General features: G+C 63.4%; 20 protein-coding genes, 1 tRNA gene and 1 riboswitch. Of the genes, 15 read left to right on the top strand and 6 right to left on the bottom strand.

Translation table 11 applies throughout. From position 1 onward, the window contains the following. Positions 1 to 62: 62 nt before the first annotated feature. The 6 genes from A9D15_RS14345 to A9D15_RS14320 all read left to right on the top strand — a co-directional run bounded on the left by A9D15_RS14345 (position 63) and on the right by A9D15_RS14320 (position 5808). The gene (locus tag A9D15_RS14345) at positions 63 to 992 is read left to right on the top strand and encodes an alpha/beta hydrolase family protein (RefSeq protein ID WP_244881985.1); all 930 of its coding nucleotides are present in this window, start codon (positions 63 to 65) and stop codon (positions 990 to 992) included. Beyond that, positions 989 to 2419 carry a circularly permuted type 2 ATP-grasp protein gene (locus A9D15_RS14340; protein ID WP_066766216.1) on the top strand — a complete coding sequence of 477 codons (1431 nt, stop codon included), beginning with the start codon at positions 989 to 991 and terminating at the stop codon, positions 2417 to 2419. Before A9D15_RS14345 ends, A9D15_RS14340 begins: the two co-directional genes overlap by 4 nt. 5 nt (positions 2420 to 2424) lie before the next feature. Continuing rightward, positions 2425 to 3369 carry an alpha-E domain-containing protein gene (locus A9D15_RS14335; protein ID WP_066766215.1) on the top strand — a complete coding sequence of 315 codons (945 nt, stop codon included), beginning with the start codon at positions 2425 to 2427 and terminating at the stop codon, positions 3367 to 3369. Positions 3370 to 3381: 12 nt separating this feature from the next. Further along, a complete protein-coding gene (locus A9D15_RS14330; protein ID WP_066766213.1) occupies positions 3382 to 4194 on the top strand; it encodes a transglutaminase family protein in 813 nt (270 codons plus the stop codon). A gap of 85 nt (positions 4195 to 4279) precedes the next feature. Beyond that, entirely contained in the window at positions 4280 to 5038 is a 759-nt protein-coding gene (locus tag A9D15_RS14325; protein WP_066766211.1) for a proteasome-type protease, read from the top strand. A gap of 152 nt (positions 5039 to 5190) precedes the next feature. Next, complete coding sequence (locus A9D15_RS14320) at positions 5191 to 5808, top strand: response regulator transcription factor (protein ID WP_066766209.1); 618 nt, start codon at positions 5191 to 5193, stop codon at positions 5806 to 5808. A 98-nt stretch (positions 5809 to 5906) separates the two neighbouring features. Here A9D15_RS14320 and A9D15_RS14315 read toward each other — a convergent pair whose 3' ends face one another. Then, positions 5907 to 6479: a TMEM165/GDT1 family protein gene (locus A9D15_RS14315; RefSeq protein WP_066766207.1), complete on the bottom strand. Its 573-nt coding sequence runs from the start codon at positions 6477 to 6479 to the stop codon at positions 5907 to 5909. Positions 6480 to 6496: 17 nt separating this feature from the next. After that, positions 6497 to 6671, bottom strand: a riboswitch (yybP-ykoY riboswitch). Between the two features lie 104 nt (positions 6672 to 6775). On the opposite strand from A9D15_RS14315, the gene A9D15_RS14310 reads away from it, so the two are divergent. Then, a complete protein-coding gene (locus A9D15_RS14310; RefSeq protein WP_066766205.1) occupies positions 6776 to 7720 on the top strand; it encodes an META domain-containing protein in 945 nt (314 codons plus the stop codon). Between the two features lies 1 nt (position 7721). Here A9D15_RS14310 and A9D15_RS14305 read toward each other — a convergent pair whose 3' ends face one another. Then, positions 7722 to 8426, bottom strand: a complete 705-nt coding sequence (locus A9D15_RS14305) for an extensin-like domain-containing protein (protein ID WP_082924513.1) — start codon at positions 8424 to 8426, stop codon at positions 7722 to 7724. A gap of 196 nt (positions 8427 to 8622) precedes the next feature. On the opposite strand from A9D15_RS14305, the gene A9D15_RS14300 reads away from it, so the two are divergent. The 3 genes from A9D15_RS14300 to A9D15_RS14290 all read left to right on the top strand — a co-directional run bounded on the left by A9D15_RS14300 (position 8623) and on the right by A9D15_RS14290 (position 12601). Beyond that, a complete protein-coding gene (locus A9D15_RS14300) occupies positions 8623 to 9744 on the top strand; it encodes a phosphoserine transaminase (protein WP_066766202.1) in 1122 nt (373 codons plus the stop codon). A 78-nt stretch (positions 9745 to 9822) separates the two neighbouring features. After that, positions 9823 to 11406, top strand: coding sequence for a phosphoglycerate dehydrogenase (gene serA, locus A9D15_RS14295; protein ID WP_066766201.1), 1584 nt, complete (start codon positions 9823 to 9825; stop codon positions 11404 to 11406). A 73-nt stretch (positions 11407 to 11479) separates the two neighbouring features. After that, entirely contained in the window at positions 11480 to 12601 is a 1122-nt protein-coding gene (locus tag A9D15_RS14290) for an ATP phosphoribosyltransferase regulatory subunit (RefSeq protein ID WP_066766198.1), read from the top strand. A 68-nt stretch (positions 12602 to 12669) separates the two neighbouring features. Here the strand turns inward: A9D15_RS14290 and A9D15_RS14285 are convergent, their stop codons facing one another. Together A9D15_RS14285 and A9D15_RS14280 are read right to left on the bottom strand one after the other, a co-directional pair. Then, on the bottom strand, positions 12670 to 13509 hold the full coding sequence (locus tag A9D15_RS14285; protein WP_066766196.1) for an aldo/keto reductase: 840 nt from the start codon (positions 13507 to 13509) through the stop codon (positions 12670 to 12672). Between the two features lie 142 nt (positions 13510 to 13651). Further along, the gene (locus A9D15_RS14280) at positions 13652 to 14548 is read right to left on the bottom strand and encodes an alpha/beta hydrolase (RefSeq protein WP_082924512.1); all 897 of its coding nucleotides are present in this window, start codon (positions 14546 to 14548) and stop codon (positions 13652 to 13654) included. Between the two features lie 204 nt (positions 14549 to 14752). Here A9D15_RS14280 and A9D15_RS14275 point away from each other — a divergent pair, with 204 nt between their 5' ends. The 3 genes from A9D15_RS14275 (at position 14753) to A9D15_RS14265 (ending at position 17339) form a co-directional block, all read left to right on the top strand. Beyond that, positions 14753 to 16042, top strand: a complete 1290-nt coding sequence (locus A9D15_RS14275) for an adenylosuccinate synthase (protein ID WP_066766195.1) — start codon at positions 14753 to 14755, stop codon at positions 16040 to 16042. A 100-nt stretch (positions 16043 to 16142) separates the two neighbouring features. Continuing rightward, positions 16143 to 17144, top strand: a complete 1002-nt coding sequence (locus tag A9D15_RS14270) for a helix-turn-helix domain-containing protein (protein WP_066766194.1) — start codon at positions 16143 to 16145, stop codon at positions 17142 to 17144. Between the two features lie 105 nt (positions 17145 to 17249). Continuing rightward, positions 17250 to 17339 (top strand) — tRNA-Ser (locus tag A9D15_RS14265). Positions 17340 to 17732: 393 nt separating this feature from the next. Here A9D15_RS14265 and A9D15_RS14260 read toward each other — a convergent pair. Together A9D15_RS14260 and A9D15_RS14255 are read right to left on the bottom strand one after the other, a co-directional pair. Then, positions 17733 to 19319: a recombinase family protein gene (locus A9D15_RS14260; RefSeq protein ID WP_066766193.1), complete on the bottom strand. Its 1587-nt coding sequence runs from the start codon at positions 19317 to 19319 to the stop codon at positions 17733 to 17735. Continuing rightward, complete coding sequence (locus A9D15_RS14255; RefSeq protein WP_268237085.1) at positions 19316 to 19690, bottom strand: DUF2924 domain-containing protein; 375 nt, start codon at positions 19688 to 19690, stop codon at positions 19316 to 19318. The genes A9D15_RS14260 and A9D15_RS14255 overlap by 4 nt, the downstream gene beginning before the upstream one ends. A 127-nt stretch (positions 19691 to 19817) precedes the next feature. On the opposite strand from A9D15_RS14255, the gene istA reads away from it, so the two are divergent. Both istA and istB read left to right on the top strand, forming a co-directional pair. Continuing rightward, positions 19818 to 21326, top strand: coding sequence for an IS21 family transposase (gene istA / locus A9D15_RS14250; RefSeq protein ID WP_082924210.1), 1509 nt, complete (start codon positions 19818 to 19820; stop codon positions 21324 to 21326). Continuing rightward, positions 21323 to 22090, top strand: a complete 768-nt coding sequence (istB, locus tag A9D15_RS14245) for an IS21-like element helper ATPase IstB (protein WP_066761576.1) — start codon at positions 21323 to 21325, stop codon at positions 22088 to 22090. The genes istA and istB overlap by 4 nt, the downstream gene beginning before the upstream one ends. Positions 22091 to 22139 lie beyond the last annotated feature (49 nt).

The following is a 22139-nucleotide window of genomic DNA, read 5'->3' as shown; positions in this document are numbered from 1 at the left end:
CAATTTCGCAACTGCAGTTCAATCATTTTGCACCTGCGAAGTGTTTTGCTAAGACTGACGGGATGACCATGGCAACCACGCATGACAGCAAGGTTTCTGAACACGGCGCACAGGCCGTGATCGAAGCTCGGCTGCCCGATGGTCGGAACCCCGCTCTGGACACGGCAAAGGGGCCGAAGAAGCCGGGCCGCGGTTTCAGCCTGCTCCTCGCCGAATTCCGCCGTCGTCATTCGCTGGCCTCGCGCCCGCAGCCCGATGGCGTGTCGACGCCGCCTTCGCGCCTGCTGATCTCCGAATTCGCCTCACTGGCCTTTCCCCATCTCTATTCCGCGATCCACGGCAAGCCGAAGATCGCCGAAGTGACCAGCCCGCGCTCGGTCATGCTCTTGCCCGGCTTCGGGTCGCACCCGTGGCGTATGGCCGCTATGCGCGACGCGTTGAAGAAGGCGGGGCACTCGGTGACGGACTGGGGCCTAGGCTGGAACCTGGGAGCGAGCGAGGACCGTTTCGACCGCTTGTTGTCCCGTATCGAGCGCGTGTCGCGCGCCGAGGGCCGCAAGATAACCCTCGTGGGGTGGAGCCTTGGTGGCGTATTCGCGCGCGAAGTGGCAAAGCGGCTGCCCGATCATGTCGAAATGGTTGTGACGATGGGCTCGCCCTTCTCCGGCGACATGCACGGCAACAATGCATGGCGCATCTATCACTGGCTGGTCGGCCACCCGGTCGACGAACCGCCCGTGGGCGAGGATTTCGCGGCCAAGCCCGCTGTGCCGACTGTCGCGTTGTGGAGCGCTCAGGACGGTATCGTCCATCGCCACTGCGCCTGCGGCCGCCCGGGTGAGCGCGATCTCGCGCTCCACGTGCGCTGCACGCACATGGGTTTTGCATGGCACCCCGCCGCGATCGAGGCGGTGGCCGGCGTTCTCGCCGATCCGCCCTGCGAGCTCGACAATCCCGACATTCCCGACACTCAGCAAACGGACAAGGCATGAGCGCACATAGCCCCGACAATTTCGACGAGATGATCGACGCCGAAGGGGGGGTACGCGCTGCCTACAAAGGGTACAGGGACTGGTATGACGAGCAGGATCCGCAAGGGCTGAAGCGCAAGCACCAGGAAGCCGAGGCGTTCTTTCGCAAGACCGGCATCACCTTCAACGTCTATGGCCAGGAAGATGCCGAGGAACGGCTGATCCCGTTCGACCCGGTGCCCCGCATCGTCACCGCGCAGGAATGGCGCCGCCTGTCGCGCGGGATCGAGCAGCGGGTGAGGGCGCTCAACGCCTTCCTTCACGACCTTTATCACCGCCAGGAAATCATCAAGGCGGGCCGAGTGCCCGAATGGCTGCTGCGCGGAAATCCGGCATACCTGCCGCACATGAGCGGTTTCACCCCGCCCGGTAACGTCTATACCCACATCACCGGCATCGACCTTGTTCGCACCGGCCCCAACGACTTTCACGTGCTGGAAGACAATGCCCGCACGCCCAGCGGCGTTTCCTACATGCTGGAAAACCGCGAAACGATGATGGCGATGTTCCCCGAACTGTTCACGCGGGTAAAGGTCGCGCCGGTTTCGAACTATCCGCGCCGCCTTGCCCGCAGCCTTGCCGCTTGCGCCCCGCCGGCTTGCGAAGGCCGCCCTGTCGTCGCGGTGCTGACGCCGGGCATCTACAATTCGGCCTATTACGAACATGCCTTCCTTGCCGACCAGATGGGTGCGGAACTGGTCGAGGCATCGGACCTTCGCGTCATGGGCGGGCGGGTGCAGATGCGCACGACGCGCGGGTTCACGCCGGTCGATGTGCTCTATCGCCGAGTCGACGACGATTTCCTGGATCCGCTTACGTTCCGGGCCGATTCCATGCTGGGCGTGCCCGGCATCATGGACGTCTATCGCGCAGGCGGCATCACGATCGCCAACGCGCCGGGCACCGGCATTGCCGATGACAAGGCACTCTATTCCTTCATGCCCGAAATCGTCGAGTTCTATACGGGCGAGAAACCGTTGCTCCCCAATGTGGAGACTTATCGCTGCATGGAGGAGGACGCGCTCAAGTACGTCCTCGACAACATCGCTGATCTGGTCGTGAAGGAAGTGCATGGTTCGGGCGGCTACGGGATGCTGATCGGTCCCACGTCCTCGCGGCGAGAGATTGCCAGTTTCACCGAGAAGCTGAAGGCCAACCCGCATAATTACATCGCGCAGCCCACGCTCTCGCTTTCCACCGTTCCGATCCTGACCAAGAAGGGACTCGCCCCGCGCCATGTCGACTTGCGTCCCTTCGTGCTGATGAGCCCCAACGGTATCGAGATTACCCCCGGCGGCCTCACCCGCGTCGCGCTGAAACGCGGCAGCCTGGTGGTTAACTCCAGCCAGGGCGGCGGCACGAAAGACAGCTGGGTGCTGGAGGAGTAAGGACGATGCTCGGACGCTCAGCCAACGCCGTGTTCTGGATGTTCCGCTATCTTGAGCGGGCGGAGAATCTTGCCCGCCTGCTCGATACCGGCTTTCGCATGGCACTTACCCGCGACCACCTTACTGCCGAAGAGGAATGGCGGTCGGTCATCGAAACTGCGGGAATGCGCGATTCCTATCAGGAACAGCACGGCACCTACACCGGCATACAGGTGTGGAACCACATCTTGCGCGATCGCGAAAACTCCAACTCGATCCGCTCTCTGATCGGGGCGGTGCGCAGCAATGCGCGATCGGCTCGTAACGTTATCACCAGCGAGCTGTGGGAGGCGGTGAACGAGAGCTATCTCCAGCTCAACGACCTGCTGGCCCGCCCCGTCAACCAGTCCGGCCTTGCCGACGCGATCAACACCGTGAAGCGCGAATCGACTCTGGTGCGCGGCGCGATGGACGGGTCGATGTTGCGCAATGACATCTACAACTTCGCGCGCATCGGCAGTTTCATCGAACGTGCCGACAATACGGCCCGTATCCTCGACGTGAAATACTACGTTCTCTTGCCCTCGCTGTCGTACGTGGGGTCCAGCCTCGACAACGTGCAGTGGGAAACCATCCTGCGCTCGCTGGGGGCGGAGCGGGCCTATCGCTGGCTCAATGCAGGGCAACTCGATGCCCGCGGTATTGCCGATTTCCTGATCCTCGACGGACGTTTCCCGCGCTCGCTGTCGTTCTGCTATTCGAAGATCCGTTCGAACCTGCATAGCCTGGCGCTACAATACGGCGGGGAAGTCCGCGCGCACGAGGTCATGCGCAATGCCGATCTCAAGCTGCAGGACAGGGATATCGATTTCGTCATCGACATGGGGCTGCACGAGTTTCTGAGCGACTTCATCGCGTGCAACAACGACATCGCCCGCGCCGTCGAAACCGACTACCGCTTTACCGACTGACCGGAGCTGCCCATGCGCATCGCAATCACCCATCGCACCCGGTACGATTTCGAAGAGCCGGTCGTCCACGCGCTACAACGCCTGCGCCTCACGCCCAAGAGCACCAGCGGGCAGTCCATCATCGAATGGTCGATGAACATGGAAGGCGCACACCGCGAACTGGAGTATGAAGACCACAACTGCAACACGACCACGCTGGTCGCTGTCGAACCCGGCATCCAGCAGGTGAAAATCGAATGCCGCGGGCTGGTCGATACCAACGACAACGCCGGCGTGATCGGTCGCCATGCAGGACATTTGCCGATCTGGCATTTCGCAGGCCAGTCGAAGATGACGAAGCCGGGCTCTGCCATGAAGGCAATCGTTTCCGGCATGGCTGACAGCGACGACCGCCTGGACATGCTTCACGAACTGTCCGCCAAGGTGCTGGACAAGGTCCGCTACGAAACGGGCCGCACGACCAGCGAAACGACTGCGGAGGAAGCGGCAGAGGCGGGGCACGGCGTGTGCCAGGATCACGCGCACATCTTCATTGGCTGCGCGCGCCATCTCGGCATTCCGGCGCGGTACGTGTCGGGCTACCTGATGATGGAAGACCGCGTCATGCAAGAGGCCGGTCACGCCTGGGCCGAGGCGTTCATCAAGGATCTCGGCTGGGTCGGGTTCGACATATCGAACGGGATCAGTCCCGATGCCCGCTATGTCCGCGTCGCGACGGGCAAGGACTATTCCGAAGCGGCGCCGATCACCGGCATCAGCTTCGGCGGATCTGGCGACAGCCTGAGCGTCGAACTCGAAGTTTCGCAGCAGACAGTGGAACAATAGGCGCCACTTGCGCTAAGCGAGGCGGAATCGCGGTGGAGCGAACAGCTTCGAACCTGCGCGGACAAGCCATGAAGGGGCAAAATTCTTGACCTATTGCGTCGGCATGATGCTGGACAAGGGGCTGGTGCTGATGAGCGACACCCGCACCAATTCGGGCGTCGACAACATCTCCGTCTTTCGCAAGATGCACAGCTGGTCCGTACCGGGCGAGCGGGTGATCGCCGTGATGACTGCGGGCAACCTCGCCACGACGCAGGCGGTGATCAGCCTGCTGGAAGAACGCACCAAGGCACCCGAAGACCGCGAACCATCGATCCTTCGCGCGCCCACGATGTTCCGCGTTGCCACGATGATCGGCGATCTTTTGTCCGAAACCATCCGCAAGCGTCAGGAATCGAACGATCACATGTCGGGCGGGCCCAAGTTCACCGCATCGATCATCGTCGCCGGCCAGATCGCGGGGATGGAGCCGCGCCTGTTCCTGATCTACCCCGAAGGCAACTTCATCGAGGCGTCGATGGACACGCCTTTCTTCCAGATCGGCGAGACGAAGTACGGCCGCCCGATCATCATCCGCGCCTACAACCGCGACATGGATTTCGTGGATGCGGTGAAGCTGCTCATGGTGTCGATGGATTCGACGCTCGCGGCAAACCTGTCGGTGGGTATGCCGCTCGACCTCATGGTGATTGAACGCGACAACTTCGAGCCGTTGCATGAGAGGCGCATTCACGCCAGCGATCCGTTCTTCCAGTCGATCTCTACTGGGTGGAGCGAGGCGCTGCGCACCGCGTTCCATTCGCTGCCGTCCTATTCGCTGGACAAGACCACGACTGCGGAATGACTCTTAGGGTAAAGGGCCAGGTGTCCTAGCTCCAAAATGGGTCTATTCCTCCGAAGATCGCTGCGGATTCAACTGGTTAACGACTTCAATATATCCGTTTCGGAATCGTCCTTAATGGCACTTACGCAGTTTTCCGGGGCATTGTCGCGCCCATGGCAAAGCGCAGCATCATCCACATCGTTGACGTCGATCCGCGCAATCGGGCGCAATATGCCCGCGCCGTGTTCGAGATGGGGCATCACGCCGAAGTCTACGACGACGTCTTCGAACTGACTTCGCACATGCCGCGTAAGGGGATCGTCCTTGCCCGTGACGACCAGTCGACGGGCGGCATCGCGGGACTGATGGATGCCATGGCCGAAAAGGGCGCGTGGCTGCCGATCATTGCCATGGCCGACCGGCCCTGCATCGATCACGTCGTTTCCGCGATGCGCGCGGGCGCGTTCGATTACCTGCCGCAGCCGCTACACCCCCCGGCGCTCGAACTGGCAATCGAACGCGTCGCGCGCGAAGCGGCGACGCAGGTGGAAATCCGCAAGCGGTCGCTCGATGCACGGACGCGGATTTCGATGCTGTCGAACCGCGAACGCGAAGTGCTGGACCGGCTGGCCCAAGGCTGTTCGAACAAGGCAATCGCCCGCGACCTCGACATCAGCCCGCGCACGGTGGAAATCCACCGCGGCAACATGATGGAAAAGCTGGGTGCGCGCCACGCGGCAGAGGCGGTTCGCCTGCGCCTCGAAGCATCGATAGGCGACTGGTTGCACTGATTTCGCAGATGGTCCGGTTGGGACCTGGTGGGGGCCCGTCGCGACACTGTGTCCAAGTCGCGGCGGGCATTCCCCTGTTCTTTCAGCCCCGATCCGGTTCAGCCCAGCAGTCCTGCCGTTTCCGCGGCCAGCCACAGGCCGACTATCACGAACAGCGCCGCCGCCGCGATGCGAATCTTCGCCAGCGGCAACCGGTTGGCCAGCCTGTCGCCCAGCCACAGGACCGGCGCATTGGCCAGCATCATGCCGATCGTCGTCCCGATGGTGACCATGACCGCGTCGGAGAACCGCGCGCCCAGCGCAATCGTCGCGACCTGCGTCTTGTCGCCGATCTCGACCAGGAAGAACGCGACCAGCGTTGTCAGGAAAGCCCCGCCGCGCGACCTGGGCTTGTCGTCTTCCTCGAACTTGTCGGGGATCAGCGTCCATAGCCCCATTACGACGAAACCCGCCGCGACGAGATAGCGGAACAGATCGCCGTCAAACCATGCTGCCGCCTGCGCGCCGATCAGCGCAGCAAGGAAATGGTTGGCCAGCGTCGCCAATAGGATTCCGAACGCGATCGGCACCGGCTGGCGATATTTCGCGGCCAGCAACATGGCGAGCAGCATCGTCTTGTCGCCGATTTCGGCCAGCGCGACGACGGCGGTGGAGGTTAGGAGGGCTTCCATAAAAAATTCTCCGGGCCGGGCATTCGCAGCAGACATGGGCAACACCGCACCCCCGCCCGGCCGGACAGGGGGTTCGGTGTCACGCAGTCTCGCCGGAATTCATTCCCCACGCGCCGGAGCCTCTCGGCCCAGTATGTCGACGGCGGGCCCGCGCTATGAAGCGCGGGTGGCTACTCCCCGGATGACGTGGGGGAGGTAGCGGGGGCAGGCGCGCTATTCAAGCACGATTAACTCGGTGCGGTCGATCAAGAGACAAGTATCAGGCGCCAGGTTAAGACGGGGCGGGGGAAACGACGATGCGGCTGTTGATGATCTCGGCCTTGATGCTGGCTGCCTTTGCGACCGGTTGCGGCACGGCCGAAACACCGGCGTCATCGCAGGCCGGCACGCCGGTCGCAGTCTCGGATGACCCGATCCCAGTTACCGATGTCATGCAGGTTCTCGGCGACTGGCAGGTCCTGTCGTTCGACGGCTATGAGCCGCCTGTCTATGTCCATCCGCGACCCCATGCCTTTGCCAGCTTCGCATTTGAAGGCGGGGTGGGCCTCAGGCTTGAGTGCAACTGGTCGGGCGCGGCGGGCCAGGTTGCGGACGGTCGTTTCAATTATCCCGCAGATGCGCCTCCGCAAGGCCAGACGGCGATGAGTTGCGGTCCCGAAAAGAACAAGCGCGATAGCGCCTATTTCGGCTTTTTCCGCAAAAACCCCACGATGGAGATCAGGCCCGACGGAAGGCTTCTTATGCGGGCGGGGGATAGTGAACTCCTGCTGGCGAGAGTGGAGGAGGTCCGCATCGCGACATTGCCGACGATGGACGACATTTCAGGGCCATGGCGGGCCGAAAGCTTCATGAAGATGGATAATGGCGGAATCCGTGGCATCGGGCTGTCCGGATTGGCGGAAAGGGTCGTGATCGGCGATACCGGGCTTGCCTTGTCCGGCTGTGCCGAGGCCACCGTTACGACGCGCTACACCGAAGATGGACGGCTGGAACGGACCGGCGGCGCCGATGCTGCGGCGATCCGCAAGGCATGCGGCGATCTGACGGGAGGATTTTCAATGCCGGGCCTTTCGGGCACTGAACTGGCCGATCTCCTTGCCAGCAGTCCAACCGTTTACCGCTCGGGAAAGGATCGCATCACGCTGGCCTCGGCCGATCTGGTGCTGGACCTGACGCGAGAGCCTTGCGTCATGCTCAACCAGTCGGACGATCATTCGCGGACGTGGGAAGAACCCTGCTGACCTAGCGGCAGAAGCTTCCGTCGCCCAGTTCGACGTGGAAGTGATCCTCGTGCGCGGCGTTGTATTCGGGGCCGAGCACGGTGCCGAACCGCTTGCAGGCGCTGGCCTGCACGACACGGAGAAAACGGCGCTCCATCTCGGTCCCGCCGTCCCAATCGTCCTTCACCGTGATCCGGCGCCCGTCGGCCAGCACGAAGCCTGATACGTCGAGCGCATTGGCGTTGGAATGGGCCGACCGGCGCGAGGATCCGGCGACGTTGCGGCAGTTGTACGATCCGAACGTCTCGATCCGCACGATCCCGCTGCCCAGCATTTGGCGCGCGGCGCGATCCACGCCGTATCGCGCCCAAGCCGCCACCGTCTGCGACAGCGGGCAGGCGATGCGTTTCGCGTTCGTCACTTCGAAACGGCCATTATCGCCCGCAAGGTGGAACAGCGTGACCGCATTGGTGCTGGAACACCCGCCGCCTGTCAGCAGGTCGTCCAGCGGCACGAAATCCGCGCCCTGTTCGGCCAGTTCACGCCGGCATATCCGCGCCTCTGCCGTGGTGACGGGGCGGGCGGCGGGCGCGCTGGTCGTAGTGCGGGGCGGGGTGGGACGGTCCGATGCGCAGGCCGCCAGCATCAGGGCAAGCACCGGAACCGTCACTGCGGTGCTGCACCGCGGCAGGCGGTGGAACGGAAGGCGCCGGATTCGGTTCGACATATATGCACTCTACGGGTCCGTGCCGCCGTCGCCAAATGGCAGGCGGCACATATCCCTTCACGAAATCGTCCAACCTTTTTCGAAAGTTGCGCGATTGGACCCAAAGATCGATTGACACTGCGCGCGCCATCTTTAGAGCGGCCGGCGGGCCACGCGGTCCCAACGCCGCGCGTGCTCTCTGCAAGGAGAGTCTTAAATGACTGATACAAAACCGACGCTGCCGGAGCGTCCCTATTTCTCGTCCGGTCCCTGCGCCAAGCCCCCGGTTTGGACTCCCGAAAAGCTCGATACCGCATCGCTTGGGCGCTCGCATCGCTCCAAGATCGGCAAGGCACGTTTGCAGTACTGCATCGACCTGATGCGCGAACTGCTGGAACTGCCCGAAACGCACCGCATCGGCATCGTGCCGGGTTCGGATACCGGCGCTTTCGAAATGGCGATGTGGACGATGCTGGGCGCGCGTCCGGTGACGACGCTGGCGTGGGAAAGCTTCGGTTCGGGCTGGGTCACGGATGCCGTGAAGCAGCTCAAGGTCGATCCGACCGTGATGGAAGCGCCCTATGGCGAAATTCCCGACCTCTCGCAGGTCGACTGGGGCAGCGACGTTCTCTTCACCTGGAACGGCACGACCTCGGGCGCCCGCGTCCCGAATGCCGACTGGATCGCAGCGGACCGCGAAGGCCTGTCCTTCGCCGACGCGACCAGCGCGGTCTTCGCGCAGAGCATCGACTGGACCAAGATCGACGTCGCCACGTTCTCCTGGCAGAAGGTTCTGGGCGGTGAGGGCGCGCACGGCGTGCTCATCCTCGGTCCCCGCGCTGTCGAACGTCTTGAAAGCTACACGCCTGCGTGGCCGCTGCCGAAGGTTTTCCGTCTGACCAAGGGCGGCAAGCTGGTCGAAGGGGTCTTCAAGGGCGAGACGATCAACACTCCGTCGATGCTGGCAGTTGAGGACGCGATCCTCGCACTGGAATGGGGCAAGGAAATTGGCGGTGCCGCCGCGTTGCGCGCCCGTGCCGACGCCAACGCCGCCGCATTGAACAAGATCGTGGAAGAGCGTGAGTGGCTGGGGCACCTTGTGGCCGATCCCTCGATCCGTTCGAACACCTCGGTCTGCCTCACCGTCGCGGGTGCGGACGCGGACTTCATCAAGAAGTTCGCCAAGCTGCTCGAGGATGAAGGCGCTGCCTATGACATCGCGGGTTACCGCGATGCCCCGGCGGGTCTGCGCATCTGGTGCGGCGCGACTGTTAACACAGCGGACATCGAGGCTCTCGGCCCGTGGCTCGACTGGGCATACACCCAACTTTCGGCCTGATCCGCTGACAGGAGCGGACCTCGTGCGCGCGGGGTCCGCCCACATTTTCCAAACGCTATTCGATTGAAGGAGGCTACCATGAGCAAGCCCCGCGTTCTTATTTCCGACAAGATGGACCCCAACGCCGCCCGTATCTTCGAAGAGAACGGCTGTGACGTCGACGTCATCACCGGCGAAACCCCCGAACAGCTTATCGCCCGCATCGGCGACTATGACGGTCTTGCCATCCGCTCGTCCACGAAAGTGACGAAGGAAGTGCTCGACGCCGCGACCAACCTGAAGGTCATCGGCCGCGCCGGTATCGGCGTCGACAATGTCGATATCCCTTACGCTTCGTCCAAAGGCGTCGTCGTGATGAACACGCCGTTCGGCAACTCGATCACGACGGCCGAACACGCGATCGCGATGATGATGGCATTGGCCCGCCAGATCCCCGAAGCGAACGCGCAGACCCAGCAGGGCCTGTGGCCGAAGAACGGCTTCATGGGTGTCGAAGTGACCGGCAAGACGCTTGGGCTCATCGGTGCGGGCAACATCGGTTCGATCGTCGCCAGCCGCGCGCAGGGCCTCAAGATGAAGGTCATCGCCTTCGATCCGTTCCTGTCGGCCGAACGCGCCGTCGAAATGGGTGTCGAGAAGGTCGAGCTTGACCAGCTTCTCGCCCGTGCCGACTTCATCACGCTGCACACGCCGCTGACGGCAGAGACGAAGAACATCCTGTCTGCCGAAAACCTCGCCAAGACGAAGAAGGGCGTCCGCATCGTAAACTGCGCTCGCGGCGGCCTGATCGACGAGGCTGCGCTGCGCGAAATGCTGGACAACGGACACGTCGCCGGTGCCGCGCTGGACGTGTTCGCTGTCGAACCGGCCAAGGAAAACGTCCTGTTCGGCGCGCCGAACTTCATCTGCACCCCGCACCTCGGCGCTTCGACGACAGAGGCGCAGGTCAACGTCGCGCTGCAGGTGGCGGAACAGCTGTCCGACTACCTCGTCAATGGCGGCGTCACCAACGCGCTCAACATGCCGTCGCTGTCGGCAGAGGAAGCCCCGAAGCTCAAGCCCTACATGGCGCTGGCCGAAAAGCTGGGCAGCCTTGTCGGCCAGCTGGCGCACGGCAACCTCAAGCGCATCGGCATCGAGGTTGAAGGCCATGCTGCGACGCTCAACATCAAGCCGATCACCGGCGCGGTGCTGGCTGGCCTGATGCGCCGTTATTCGGACACCGTGAACATGGTCAACGCACCGTTCATCGCCAAGGAACGCGGCATGGAAGTTCGCGAAATCCGCAACGAGCGTGAAGGCGCCTACAGCACCCTCATCCGCATCAAGGTAGATACCGATGCGGGCGAACGCACCGTTGCCGGCACCCTGTTCGGCAAGAGCCAGCCGCGTCTCGTCGACATCTTCGGCATCGGTATCGAGGCCGACCTCGACGGCAATATGCTCTACATCGTGAACGAGGACGCGCCGGGCTTTATCGGCCGCATCGGTTCGCTTCTTGGCGAAGCGGGCATCAACATCGGCACGTTCCACCTTGGCCGCCGCGAAACCGGCGGCGAGGCGGTGCTGCTGCTCTCGGTCGACCAGGAAATCCCGCAGGAAGTCCTGAAGGCCGCGTGCGACTGCCCGGGCGTGAAGACCGTGAAGGCTCTTTCGTTCTAACCACAACCGTTCTGACCCAAATCGGGGGAGGGGTGCTTGCCTCTCCCCCCATAGCCATCTAGGCGAAGCCGCGATGTTCGAAGAGGCCGATCCCGACCTGCTGCCCGAGGGGCTGTCAGACCGCCTGCCGCCGTTGGCGGCCGAAGCTTTGCGCGTGACGCGCGCGATGAATGATGTTCTGGCAGGTCACGGTTTCGATCCGGTCCAGCCGCCGATGGTGGAATTCGAACGTTCGCTCGCCAGCCGCATGGCAGGGACGAAGCGCAACCGAATGGTCCGCTTCGTCGATCCCGCTTCGCTGCGCACGCTGGCGCTGCGTTCGGACATGACCGTGCAGGTCGGCCGGATCGCCGCCACCAGTCTCAAGGATGCGGCCCGCCCGCTGCGCCTGTCCTATGCGGGGCAGGTGCTGTTCCTGAAGGGCAACGGGCTGGAACCCGAACGCGAGCGGCTGCAGGTAGGCGCGGAAATCATCGGCAACGACACCGTCGCCGCCGCTTCCGAATCGGTTTCGCTTGCGATTGAGGCGCTGAAGGCCGCAGGCGCGCGCGATATTTCGGTCGACTTTACGCTGCCCGACCTTGTCGACACATTGGCCGCCAGCAGCCTGCCGCTACCTGAGGCAGCCGTTCCGGCCGTGCGCCGCGAGCTCGACGCGAAAGACGCAGGTTCGCTGGTCGCCGCAGGGGGCGAAGCTTACCTGCCGCTGCTCTATGCTACCGGGCCATTCGCGACCGCGATCGAAAAGCTGGCCGCTCTCGACGCGGGCGATGCCGTTGCATCGCGTATCGAAGGCCTGAAGGAAATCGCCGCCCACATCGATGGTGCGGCGCGCCTGACGCTGGATCCGACCGAGCGTCACGGTTTCGAATATCAGTCGTGGTTCGGCTTCACGATCTACGCCTCGGGCGTGCGCGGCGCGCTGGGCCGTGGCGGTACCTATCGGATCACCAGCGAGGGCGGGCACGACGAGGTCGCGACCGGCTTCTCGCTATACCCCGATCCCCTCATTGCGCGCGGGGCGGGCAGCGCGAAGATCGAACGCCTGTTCCTGCCACTGGGCCACGACCGCGACGCGGCTTTGCGCCTGCGCACTATCGGCTGGCAGACCGTGGCCGCGCTGGACGCATCGGACGATGCCAGGGCGCTGGGCTGCACCCACGTTCTCGACGGCAAGGAACCGCGCGCTCTGTGACGCGCGCTGCACCGGCGGCACAAGAAAAAAGGGGCCGAGAAAACGGCCCCTTTTTCGTGTCTGCAGGATCAGGCGTCGTTGCCGTGGACCATCGGGTCCGGGCCAAGTCTGCCTTCGGGATGATCGAGCGCGTCGATCCGCGCCATGTGATCGCGGTTCAGCACGACGCGCATGGCATCGAGGTTGTCGCTCATCCTCTCGGGCGTTTCCGTCTTCGGGATCGGCACAAGGCCGTGCTGCAGATGCCAGCGCAGGATCACCGAGGCCACCGGCACTTCCAGCTCCTCTGCGATCTGGGTCAGCACCGGATGGCGCAACAGCTGCCCGGAACCAAGCGGGCTCCACGACTGGGTGATGATGCCCTTGTCGCGGTTGTAGGCGCGCACGGTGCGCTGCTGCCACATCGGGTGGACCTGGATCTGGTTTACCGCCGGCGTCACGCCGGTTTCGGCGATCAGGCGATCGATGTGCTCGGGCATGAAGTTCGACACGCCGATCGACTTCACGCGGCCATCTTCGCGCAGTTCGATCAGAGCCTTCCACGTGTCGACGTAAAGATCCTTGCCCGGCGCGGGCCAGTGGATGAGCAGGAGATCGACTTCGTCACGACCCATGCGGGCCAGTGCCTCGCGGAATGCGGCCTTGGCTTCGGCATGGCCCTGTCGGTCGTTCCAGATCTTGGTCGTCAGGAAGATGTCGTGTCGCGAACCGACGCCTTTTCCTACGCCTTCCTCGTTGTCGTACATCGCCGCGGTGTCGATCAGGCGATAGCCGCGCTTGATGGCTTCGCCGACTTTGTCTTCGGCTTGATCATTGTCGATGCCGGAGGTGCCGAAACCGAATTGCGGCATCTCGCGACCGTCGTTGAGGATTGCAGTGGGAAAAGCTGTCTGAACTGGCTGAGGCATCAAGACTCCAATGGATCGTGGATAGGTGGCGCAGGGGCGATTGCCGCCTGAAACGCCGGGTTCGCTTTTCTAGCTGGCCCTCGATCGTTGAATTTCAACCGTTTTACCGCCTTCGAAGCCAAGATCGGCCCGATGGCGACGATCAGTGCGCCTTCCCAACCGTGGCGGCCAGCCACTCGTCAACCGGCACGGTCGCAGGGGAATCGCTGCGGCCCAGCATGGCGTTGATGAGGTTGTGCCCCTCCATTCCGCGACCGGGAAAAGCCATGACTTGCGCGTCGGTGCCCTCCGCTTTCAGGTCCTCGCCCAGCATCTCCGCCTGCCGCTTCGCATCGGCGCGCTCGACGTGGAGGAGGAGGAACCTGCGCGCGTTCTCTCCGCCCGCGTGATAGGTCGGCGAAAGCTGGTCCTGGCGCGCAGGCCGGCTGCCGAACGCGATCTGGTAGGCAAAGCCCAAGAGCGGCCCGGCATCGCGGATCTGAACCGGCACATCATAGGCTGCACCATCGAGCAGGACGACGCCCGCGATGTCGCCGGGGCGCATGTCGACATTGTCGAGCCACTGCGGATCGGTCGCCACCAGTGCAGCCAGATGCGCACCCGCGCTATGCCCCATCAGCACGATGCGGCGCTTGTCGACGCCCAAGTCTGCCGAACTGTCGCGAAGCCGCGCGATGGCGGCGGCAACGTCGCGGGCCTGGTCCTCGATGTCGACTTCGGGCAGCAGTCGGTAATTGATGCTGGCCAGTGCATAGCCGTTCTGGGTGTAGTGCCGGATTTTCGCCGCACCGGTCGAATCGGACTTGTCACCGCCCGCCCAAGCGCCGCCGTGGACGAAGACGATGAGCGGGCGGGGCCCCGAGAAATCCTTTGACGCGGGATAGAAATCCATCGCCTGCAACGGGTGCGAGCCGTATTCGATGACTTCGCCCGGCATCGTCGTCGCAGTGGCCGCAGCGGCGGGTCGCGCCGGGATCGAGGTGGCAAGCGGGGCAGCGACAAGCGCGCCGAGGGCGAGAGTGAGTGCAGCGATACGCATGGCGCACTCGATAGAAGGGCAAAGCTTTACCGCTCCCGAACGAGGCGATCATGCGCTTGCTGCTTGACTAGATGCGCCCCCTGCCTCTAACGCGCGCGGCGCATCCGGAGGCGTTCTTTTTTGCCTCCTACCGTCCATCCCTCGCGCCGAGTCCTGTCGAAGGGCGCGAAGCGGATCCACCGGGCAGGGGGAAGGACTCTATCCATGGCAAATGTGACCGTGATCGGCGCCCAGTGGGGCGACGAAGGCAAGGGCAAGATCGTCGACTGGCTGGCCAGCCGCGCCGACGCCGTCGTCCGCTTCCAGGGCGGCCACAACGCGGGCCACACGCTCGTCGTCGGCGAAAAGGTGTACAAACTCTCGCTGCTGCCTTCGGGCATCGTCACCGGCACCCTTTCGCTGATCGGCAACGGCGTCGTGCTCGACCCCTGGGCCCTGAAGGCGGAGATCGAGAAGCTGGAAGGCCAGGGCGTCGACATCAATGGCGAGAATTTCGCCATCGCCGACAACTGCCCGCTGATCCTGCCGCTGCACCGCGACCTCGACGGACTGCGCGAACAGGCCGCGGGCAAGGGCAAGATCGGTACGACCGGTCGCGGTATCGGCCCTGCCTATGAAGACAAGGTCGGTCGACGCGCCATCCGCGTCTGCGATCTCGATCATGTTGACGACCTGGCACCCCAGATCGACCGTCTCTGCGCCCATCACGACGCTCTGCGCGCAGGCTTCGGGCAGGACCCGATCGACCGCGAGCAGCTTATCGCAGACCTCAGGGAAATCGCGCCTTTCGTGCTGCAATATGCGCAACCGGTGTGGAAGCGTCTGAAGAAGGTCCGCAAGGCCGGCGCACGCATCCTGTTCGAAGGCGCGCAGGGCGTTCTGCTCGATGTCGACCACGGTACTTATCCCTTCGTCACCAGCTCGAACACGGTTTCGGGCACGGCGGCGAGCGGTTCGGGCCTTGGCCCCAATTCGACCGGCTTCGTACTGGGCATCGTGAAGGCCTACACCACCCGCGTCGGATCGGGCCCGTTCCCCACCGAGTTGGAAGACGCCGACGGCCAGCGCCTTGGCGAGCGCGGCCATGAATTCGGCACCGTCACCGGCCGCCAGCGTCGCTGCGGCTGGTTCGATGCCGTGCTGGTGCGCCAAACTTGCGCGATCTCGGGCGTCACCGGCATCGCGCTGACCAAGCTCGACGTGCTCGACGGGTTCGAGACCGTGAAGATCTGCACCGGCTACCGCCTCAACGGCAAGATTCTCGACTTCCTGCCCAGCCACGCCGGCGATCAGGCACGGGTCGAGCCCATCTACGAAGAGATGGAAGGCTGGCAGGCGACGACGGCGGGTGCGCGTTCCTATGCCGAGCTTCCCGCACAGGCGATCAAGTACATCCAGCGCGTGCAGGAACTCATCGAAACACCCGTCGCACTGGTCTCGACCAGCCCCGAGCGTGAGGACACGATCCTCGTGCGGGATCCGTTCATGGACTGAGGAAGGGAGCTTTCGATCCGGAACGGATCAGAAACATACTTGACTTGTTTTCAATTTGTTCTCACCTTGTTCCGCGTATGGAGCAGGGGAAAACAGGTCCATGGCACAAGTTGTAGAAGCGTTCCGGTTCGATGATGCGTCCCCGGCTGAGCGCCCTTCGCGTTCCGCCGCGGCCAGCATTTCCATTTTCGCCAGCCGCGATGCGCTTCGCTCGACCTTGTGCGATCACGCGTTGGAAGTGGGCCTCGTCCTGCGACAGTCAGAACCGCTTTCGCGGCTGACGGGCGGGGAAGCACTGGTGCTGGGCGATATCGTCATCATCGATGCGCCGGTGATTGATGCCGAGCTTCTCGCCACGATTGCTCGCCTCGACATGCGCGCCGCGCGCAGCGGGTGCGAGATGATCGTATCGACTTCGGCAGAGGCACTCGACAGCGTGTTCGGCTGCGTGGACCAGTCCTCGGCCCAGATCCTCGTGTCGCCTTCCGAGGCGGAGCGGGCACTGGCGCTCGGTAATGCCTTGGCGCGGATGCCGGTGGGCACCGTCAACGAATTGAGCGGGGAAGACCGCCTTGCGCTGCTCCGCCTCACCGAACAGGTTCAGATGCTGGCACGCAAGATGGACGGTTTTGTCGCACAGGGCGGTAAGCTCGCCGACGAGTTTGAGGATGAAAGTTTCAGCGTCCGTTCGCCGGTTCTGTCTTATATGGCACCACCAAGCCAAAAGAGGGCGCCAGCTGCCGGTACCAACCCGGCACTTCCTTCGCCGGTCCTCGTCCGTGAAATCATTCGCCAGCGTCAGCTTCGCGCTCAATTCTTCGAAGGCGAACTTTTTGCCGATCCTGCCTGGGATATCCTGCTCGACCTTACCGCGGCAAAGGGCGAGGGTCAGCAGGTCAGCGTGTCCAGCCTGTGCATCGCGGCCTGCGTGCCGCCGACCACGGCGCTGCGCTGGATCGGGCAGATGACCGAATCCGGATTGCTCGACCGCGTCCGCGATCCGCAGGACCGCCGCCGCGCTTTCATCGAACTGAGCGACTTGGCTGCGTCCGCCATGGCGGCCTATTTCGACCGTCTCGACAACGGCGCTGCGGTGATCTGATTAGGACGGATCGGGGGCGGGGCAGGGCATGGCGCAAAAAGCGTCATGATTGCCTTGCCTTGTCTCGCGCGTAGCGCTAGTTCGCCCCTCTGCCGTCAGGCATGCGGAGCGGTGGCCGAGTGGTCGAAGGCGCACGCCTGGAAAGTGTGTATACGGTAACCCGTATCGAGGGTTCGAATCCCTCTCGCTCCGCCACCTACCCCCAGCACTTGTCTCTAGGAACAGGGCCCCGCGCCAACCCCGCGGAACAAGCGGCTTTGCGCGGCCCAATCCGTCGTGGGGCGCGTGATCTGTGTGTCTCATCCTCGGGAACAGGCCGGCTTTGCGCAGGGCGTCTCTGCGCGAACCAGCATCGGTTCGGTTTCCCTGCATAACAGGGCAGGAACAGGGAAAATTGCGAATTCGAGGCGAAAAACAGACCACGTGAGGCGATCTGAAGGGAAGGTGCCTGGATATAGTCTGCGGTTTTCCGTGGGTTAGGGGCATCTATTGCCCGTTTTCCTGTTCTTCGACGGAACAGGGTATTTAATCGCCGTAACAGGGGCCTCTATCGGCGATATCAGGGGAGCTAATCAGCCATAACAGGGATCAATTGGCACCCGGCCAACCGAGTGATCTGCGCTGCTCGGACCAGGCAAGCGGGATGTCCGTCTTGACCAGTCTTTCCAGGTTTACGTGCGGAGGCTGGCGGCCGGCGATGATGTCGCGCTGGATGTCGGGAGCCAGAAACGCAAGCCGGAGGATCTTGCGCTCGTAGGGAGAGACGGGCGCGGACTGCAAGATCGGCATTCCCCGATCGCGCCCTAGCATGCCATGGGCACGCCGCAGCGCTGCGATCAGTTTCTCGTTCGGCGCACTGCTGGATTTGGTCCCGGACGTCATGCGGCTGCGCCCACCGCGCAATGGCAGTGCGATCGGAAGCTGGATCGTGCACCCCGATCGCTCCTGGTGAATAAGCCGCTCCTCCTCATCGAGGTGGATCGCCAGATCGGACACCTTCACGCCCGCAAGCGTGATTGCAAGCCCACCGTCGCAAAGCCGCACTTGGCGCAGCTTGTCGTTTGGCTTGTCTTCACACGGCAGCCAGCGATGCAGAAGGCCGGCGATGATAGCTTCGATGGCAGGTGCAGGAAGCCGCAGAACCTTGCCATCGCGGTTGCTGGCCGCACCCTTCTGCAGCGAAGCGGAGACATAGTAGCGGTAAGAGCGTCCCGACTTCCCACGTGAGAAAGTCGGGCTCATCGCATCGCCGCCGGCATCGAAGAGCTTGCCGACAAGCGGCGCCCTCACCATGCGATGCTGCGCCGCCTTGTGGAACCGCCGCGCATTGGCATCGAGCTTGGCCTGAACCTGCTCGAAGAGATCGGCACCAACAATGGCGGCGTGCTCGCCTTCATGGATCTTGGTCTTGTGCACGATCTGGCCGAGGTAGATGCGGTTGCGCAGGAGATGAAAGAGCGGGCCACGGGTAAAGCTGTTGCCGCCCACCGTCTTGCCGGAGATCGTCACGCGCTGCTTGGAGCGGATGCCGGCTGCATCCAGATCGCGCTGCAGCGCGTGGACCGATCCCAGTTCGAGATAGCGCCGAAAGATATGGCGGACCGTTCCGGCCTCCGCCTCGTTGACGACGAGCTTACGTGTTCCGGCCACCGGGAGGTCATAGCCCAAGGGCAGATTGCCACCCATCCAGAAGCCCTTTGCCTTGGACGCTGCGATCTTGTCACGGATGCGCTCGCCGGTGACCTCGCGCTCGAACTGGGCGAACGAGAGAAGCACGTTCAGCATCAGGCGACCCATCGAGTTTGTGGTGTTGAAGGACTGGGTGACCGAGACGAAGCTACAATCGGCCTTCTCGAATATCTCGACGATACGCGAGAAGTCGGTGAGCGAGCGGGTCAACCGGTCGATCTTGTAAACGACGACGATGTCGATCTGGCCGGCCTCGATATCGGACAGCAGCTGCTGCAGCCCGGGCCGATCCATTGTCCCGCCAGAATAACCGCCGTCGTCGTAATGGGCAGGCAGGACGGTCCAGCCTTCGCTGGCCTGGCTCTTCACATAGGCCTCGCTCGCTTCGCGCTGGGCATCGAGACTGTTGAAGGACTGGTCGAGCCCTTCCTCCGAACTTTTGCGGGTGTAGATCGCGCAGCGCAGGATTTTTGGCTTAGCGCTCATGGTTCCTGCCTCAGCCCGAAGAACCGCGGACCGTTCCAGCGGCTCCCGGCGATCGCGGTTGCGGCAGCTGACAGGCTGGGGAAGAGCTGGCCTTCCCAACTGAAACCGTCCTCTTCGACCACTACCGTAACCTTTCGGCCCTTCCAGTTGCGGGTCAGTGTCGCACCGATGCCAAGATGCCGGCCTTCGGCCTGAACAGGGCCAGAGCGCGACAGTGCTTGCCGGGTCTCCTTGTCGAGCCCGCCGAATGTCTCGGCCTGGACGCGCCAGGCAAGCAGCATGCGCAGGCTCGGTTCGGACCGGAGTGCAGGAGGCGCGCCGTAGCGCTGCCTCCATTCCGCACGAAGCGCATCAAGGTCCATGGCCTCGATGCGGGTGAGAACGGCGGTGCAAAATTAGGCCACGGTAGCGGCGGCGCAGTGCTGCTGCGGGCGGCGTAAAAGTCGTCCACTTTTCCCTTTTCGCGAAGCTGGCGAGGAGGGATGAGGGATTTACACCGTGGAACTTTACCTGAGGGTTCGTCTGGCGTGTTCTGAAGGGATGAGCCAGCGCGAGGCAGCGAAGCATTTCAACATATCGCGCGACACGGTTCGCAAGATGCTGTCGTATTCGGTGCCGCCCGGTTACCGTCGCAGCGCCCCGGTGCGGCGACCGAAGCTGGAAGCGTTCATACCGATCATCGATGGCTGGCTGGAAGGGGACCGGTCGGTTCCGCGCAAGCAGCGCCATACGGCGAAGCGTGTGTTCGACCGCCTTCGCGCAGAGCATGGCTTCACCGGCGGTTACACGATCATCAAGGATTACATCCGGGAGCGGGTTCAGCGCAGCCGGGAGATGTTCGTGCCGTTGGCGCACGCCCCCGGCCACGCACAGGCTGATTTCGGCGAGGCTCTGGTTGAGATCGGCGGTGTGGAGCAGAAGGCGCACTTCTTCGTGCTCGATCTGCCGCACAGCGATGCCTGCTACGTGCGGGCCTATCCGGCGGCCGTTGCCGAGGCGTGGATGGACGGCCACGTTCATGCCTTCGCGTTCTTCGGCGCGGTACCGCTCTCGATCGTCTACGACAACGATCGCTGCCTGGTCTCTAAGATCCTTCCTGACAGCACGCGGCGGCGCGCGAGGCTGTTCAGCGCCTTTCTGTCGCACTACCTGATCCGCGATCGTTACGGCCGCCCTGGCAAGGGGAACGACAAGGGCAGCGTGGAAGGTCTGGTCGGCTATGCCCGCCGCAACTTCATGGTCCCGATCCCCCGGTTCGCGACATGGGAGGCGTTCAACCTGTGGCTCGAGGAGCAATGCCGCAAACGGCAGAACGATCGGCTGCGCGGCGAGAACGAGACGATCGGCGAGAGACTGCAACGCGATCTGGCGGCGATGCAGGACCTTCCGGCATCGCCGTTCGAGGCCTGTGACCAGACCAGCGGCCAGGTCTCGTCGCAGGCGCTGGTGCGCTACCGGACCAATGATTACTCGGTACCGGTACGCTTCGGCCACCAGGAAGTATGGATCAGGGGCTATGTCGGCGAGGTGGTGATCGGCTGCCGGGGCGAGGTCATTGCCCGTCATCCCCGCAGCTATAGCCGCGAAGACGTGACCTTCGATCCGGTCCATTACCTTCCCCTGATCGAACAGAAGATCAATGCCCTCGATCAGGCCGCGCCCTTGCAAGGCTGGAACCTGCCCGAGGCGTTTGTGACGCTGCGCCGGCTGATGGAAGCGCGCCTGAACCGTCATGGGGGCAAGCATGGCCGGCGCGAGTATGTGCAGGTGCTGCGCCTGCTGGAAAGCTTCACGCTTGCCGATCTGCATGCCGCGGTGAAGCAGGCCCTTGATATGGGCGCGATCGGCTTCGATGCGGTGAAGCACCTTGTATTGTGCCGGGTTGAACGCCGGGTGCCCAGACTGGATATGGCGATCTATCCCTACCTGCCCAGGACGAGGGTGGAGACGACATCGGCGCGCTCGTACATGCGGCTGTTGTCGGGCGAGACGAAGGACGCGGCATGAGCAGCCCGGCTCCCGAACTGCTGCTCACCAATCACCTCAAGACGCTCAAGCTGCCGACGTTCCTGCGTGAGCATGACAAGCTGGCCCGGCAATGCGCGGCAGAGGGCGTGGATCATGTCCGCTATCTTGCCCGGCTTGTCGAACTGGAACTGATCGACCGGGAACGGCGGATGGTCGAGCGCCGGATCAAGGCCGCGCGGTTCCCGGCGGCCAAGAGCCTCGACAGCTTCGATTTTACCGCCATCCCGAAGCTCAACAAGATGCAGGTGCTCGAACTGGCGCGCTGCGAATGGATCATCCGGCGCGAGAACGTCATCGCCCTTGGCCCGTCAGGAACCGGCAAGACCCATGTCGCGATCGGCCTGGGCCTCGCGGCCTGCCAGAAGGGTCTGACAGTCGGTTTTACCACCGCGTCCGCGCTGGTCAGCGAAATGATGGAAGCACGCGACGAACGCCGCCTGCTGCGCCTGCAAAAGCAGATGGCCGGATACAAGCTCCTCATCATCGACGAGCTGGGGTTCGTTCCCCTGTCAAAGACCGGCGCGGAACTGCTGTTCGAACTGATCTCGCAGCGTTACGAGCGTGGCTCGACGCTGATCACCAGCAACCTGCCGTTCGACGAATGGACCGAAACGTTCGGTTCCGAGCGCCTGACCGGCGCGCTTCTCGACCGGCTTACCCACCACGTCAGCATCCTGGAAATGAATGGCGAGAGCTATCGTCTGGCCCAGAGCCAGGCACGAAAAGCACGCCCCAACCCCTGACAGAAATGACAATCCGGGTGTTGGCGACCCCCGCTCGGGCTACGCCCTC

It is taken from the genome of Croceicoccus pelagius (assembly GCF_001661915.1).
GTDB lineage: Bacteria > Pseudomonadota > Alphaproteobacteria > Sphingomonadales > Sphingomonadaceae > Croceicoccus > Croceicoccus pelagius.
This window is presented reverse-complemented; position numbering and strand designations above follow the sequence as displayed.

What these genes read in the sequence shown, in the direction of transcription:
- A9D15_RS14345 (WP_244881985.1), top strand. Translation starts at nt 63, where the DNA reads ATGACCATGGCAACCACGCATGACAGCAAGGTTTCTGAACACGGCGCA.
- A9D15_RS14340 (WP_066766216.1), top strand. Translation starts at nt 989, where the DNA reads ATGAGCGCACATAGCCCCGACAATTTCGACGAGATGATCGACGCCGAA.
- A9D15_RS14335 (WP_066766215.1), top strand. Translation starts at nt 2,425, where the DNA reads ATGCTCGGACGCTCAGCCAACGCCGTGTTCTGGATGTTCCGCTATCTT.
- A9D15_RS14330 (WP_066766213.1), top strand. Translation starts at nt 3,382, where the DNA reads ATGCGCATCGCAATCACCCATCGCACCCGGTACGATTTCGAAGAGCCG.
- A9D15_RS14320 (WP_066766209.1), top strand. Translation starts at nt 5,191, where the DNA reads ATGGCAAAGCGCAGCATCATCCACATCGTTGACGTCGATCCGCGCAAT.
- A9D15_RS14315 (WP_066766207.1), bottom strand. Translation starts at nt 6,479, where the DNA reads ATGGAAGCCCTCCTAACCTCCACCGCCGTCGTCGCGCTGGCCGAAATC.
- A9D15_RS14310 (WP_066766205.1), top strand. Translation starts at nt 6,776, where the DNA reads ATGCGGCTGTTGATGATCTCGGCCTTGATGCTGGCTGCCTTTGCGACC.
- A9D15_RS14305 (WP_082924513.1), bottom strand. Translation starts at nt 8,426, where the DNA reads ATGTCGAACCGAATCCGGCGCCTTCCGTTCCACCGCCTGCCGCGGTGC.
- A9D15_RS14300 (WP_066766202.1), top strand. Translation starts at nt 8,623, where the DNA reads ATGACTGATACAAAACCGACGCTGCCGGAGCGTCCCTATTTCTCGTCC.
- serA (WP_066766201.1), top strand. Translation starts at nt 9,823, where the DNA reads ATGAGCAAGCCCCGCGTTCTTATTTCCGACAAGATGGACCCCAACGCC.
- A9D15_RS14290 (WP_066766198.1), top strand. Translation starts at nt 11,480, where the DNA reads ATGTTCGAAGAGGCCGATCCCGACCTGCTGCCCGAGGGGCTGTCAGAC.
- A9D15_RS14285 (WP_066766196.1), bottom strand. Translation starts at nt 13,509, where the DNA reads ATGCCTCAGCCAGTTCAGACAGCTTTTCCCACTGCAATCCTCAACGAC.
- A9D15_RS14280 (WP_082924512.1), bottom strand. Translation starts at nt 14,548, where the DNA reads ATGCGTATCGCTGCACTCACTCTCGCCCTCGGCGCGCTTGTCGCTGCC.
- A9D15_RS14275 (WP_066766195.1), top strand. Translation starts at nt 14,753, where the DNA reads ATGGCAAATGTGACCGTGATCGGCGCCCAGTGGGGCGACGAAGGCAAG.
- A9D15_RS14270 (WP_066766194.1), top strand. Translation starts at nt 16,143, where the DNA reads ATGGCACAAGTTGTAGAAGCGTTCCGGTTCGATGATGCGTCCCCGGCT.
- A9D15_RS14260 (WP_066766193.1), bottom strand. Translation starts at nt 19,319, where the DNA reads ATGAGCGCTAAGCCAAAAATCCTGCGCTGCGCGATCTACACCCGCAAA.
- istB (WP_066761576.1), top strand. Translation starts at nt 21,323, where the DNA reads ATGAGCAGCCCGGCTCCCGAACTGCTGCTCACCAATCACCTCAAGACG.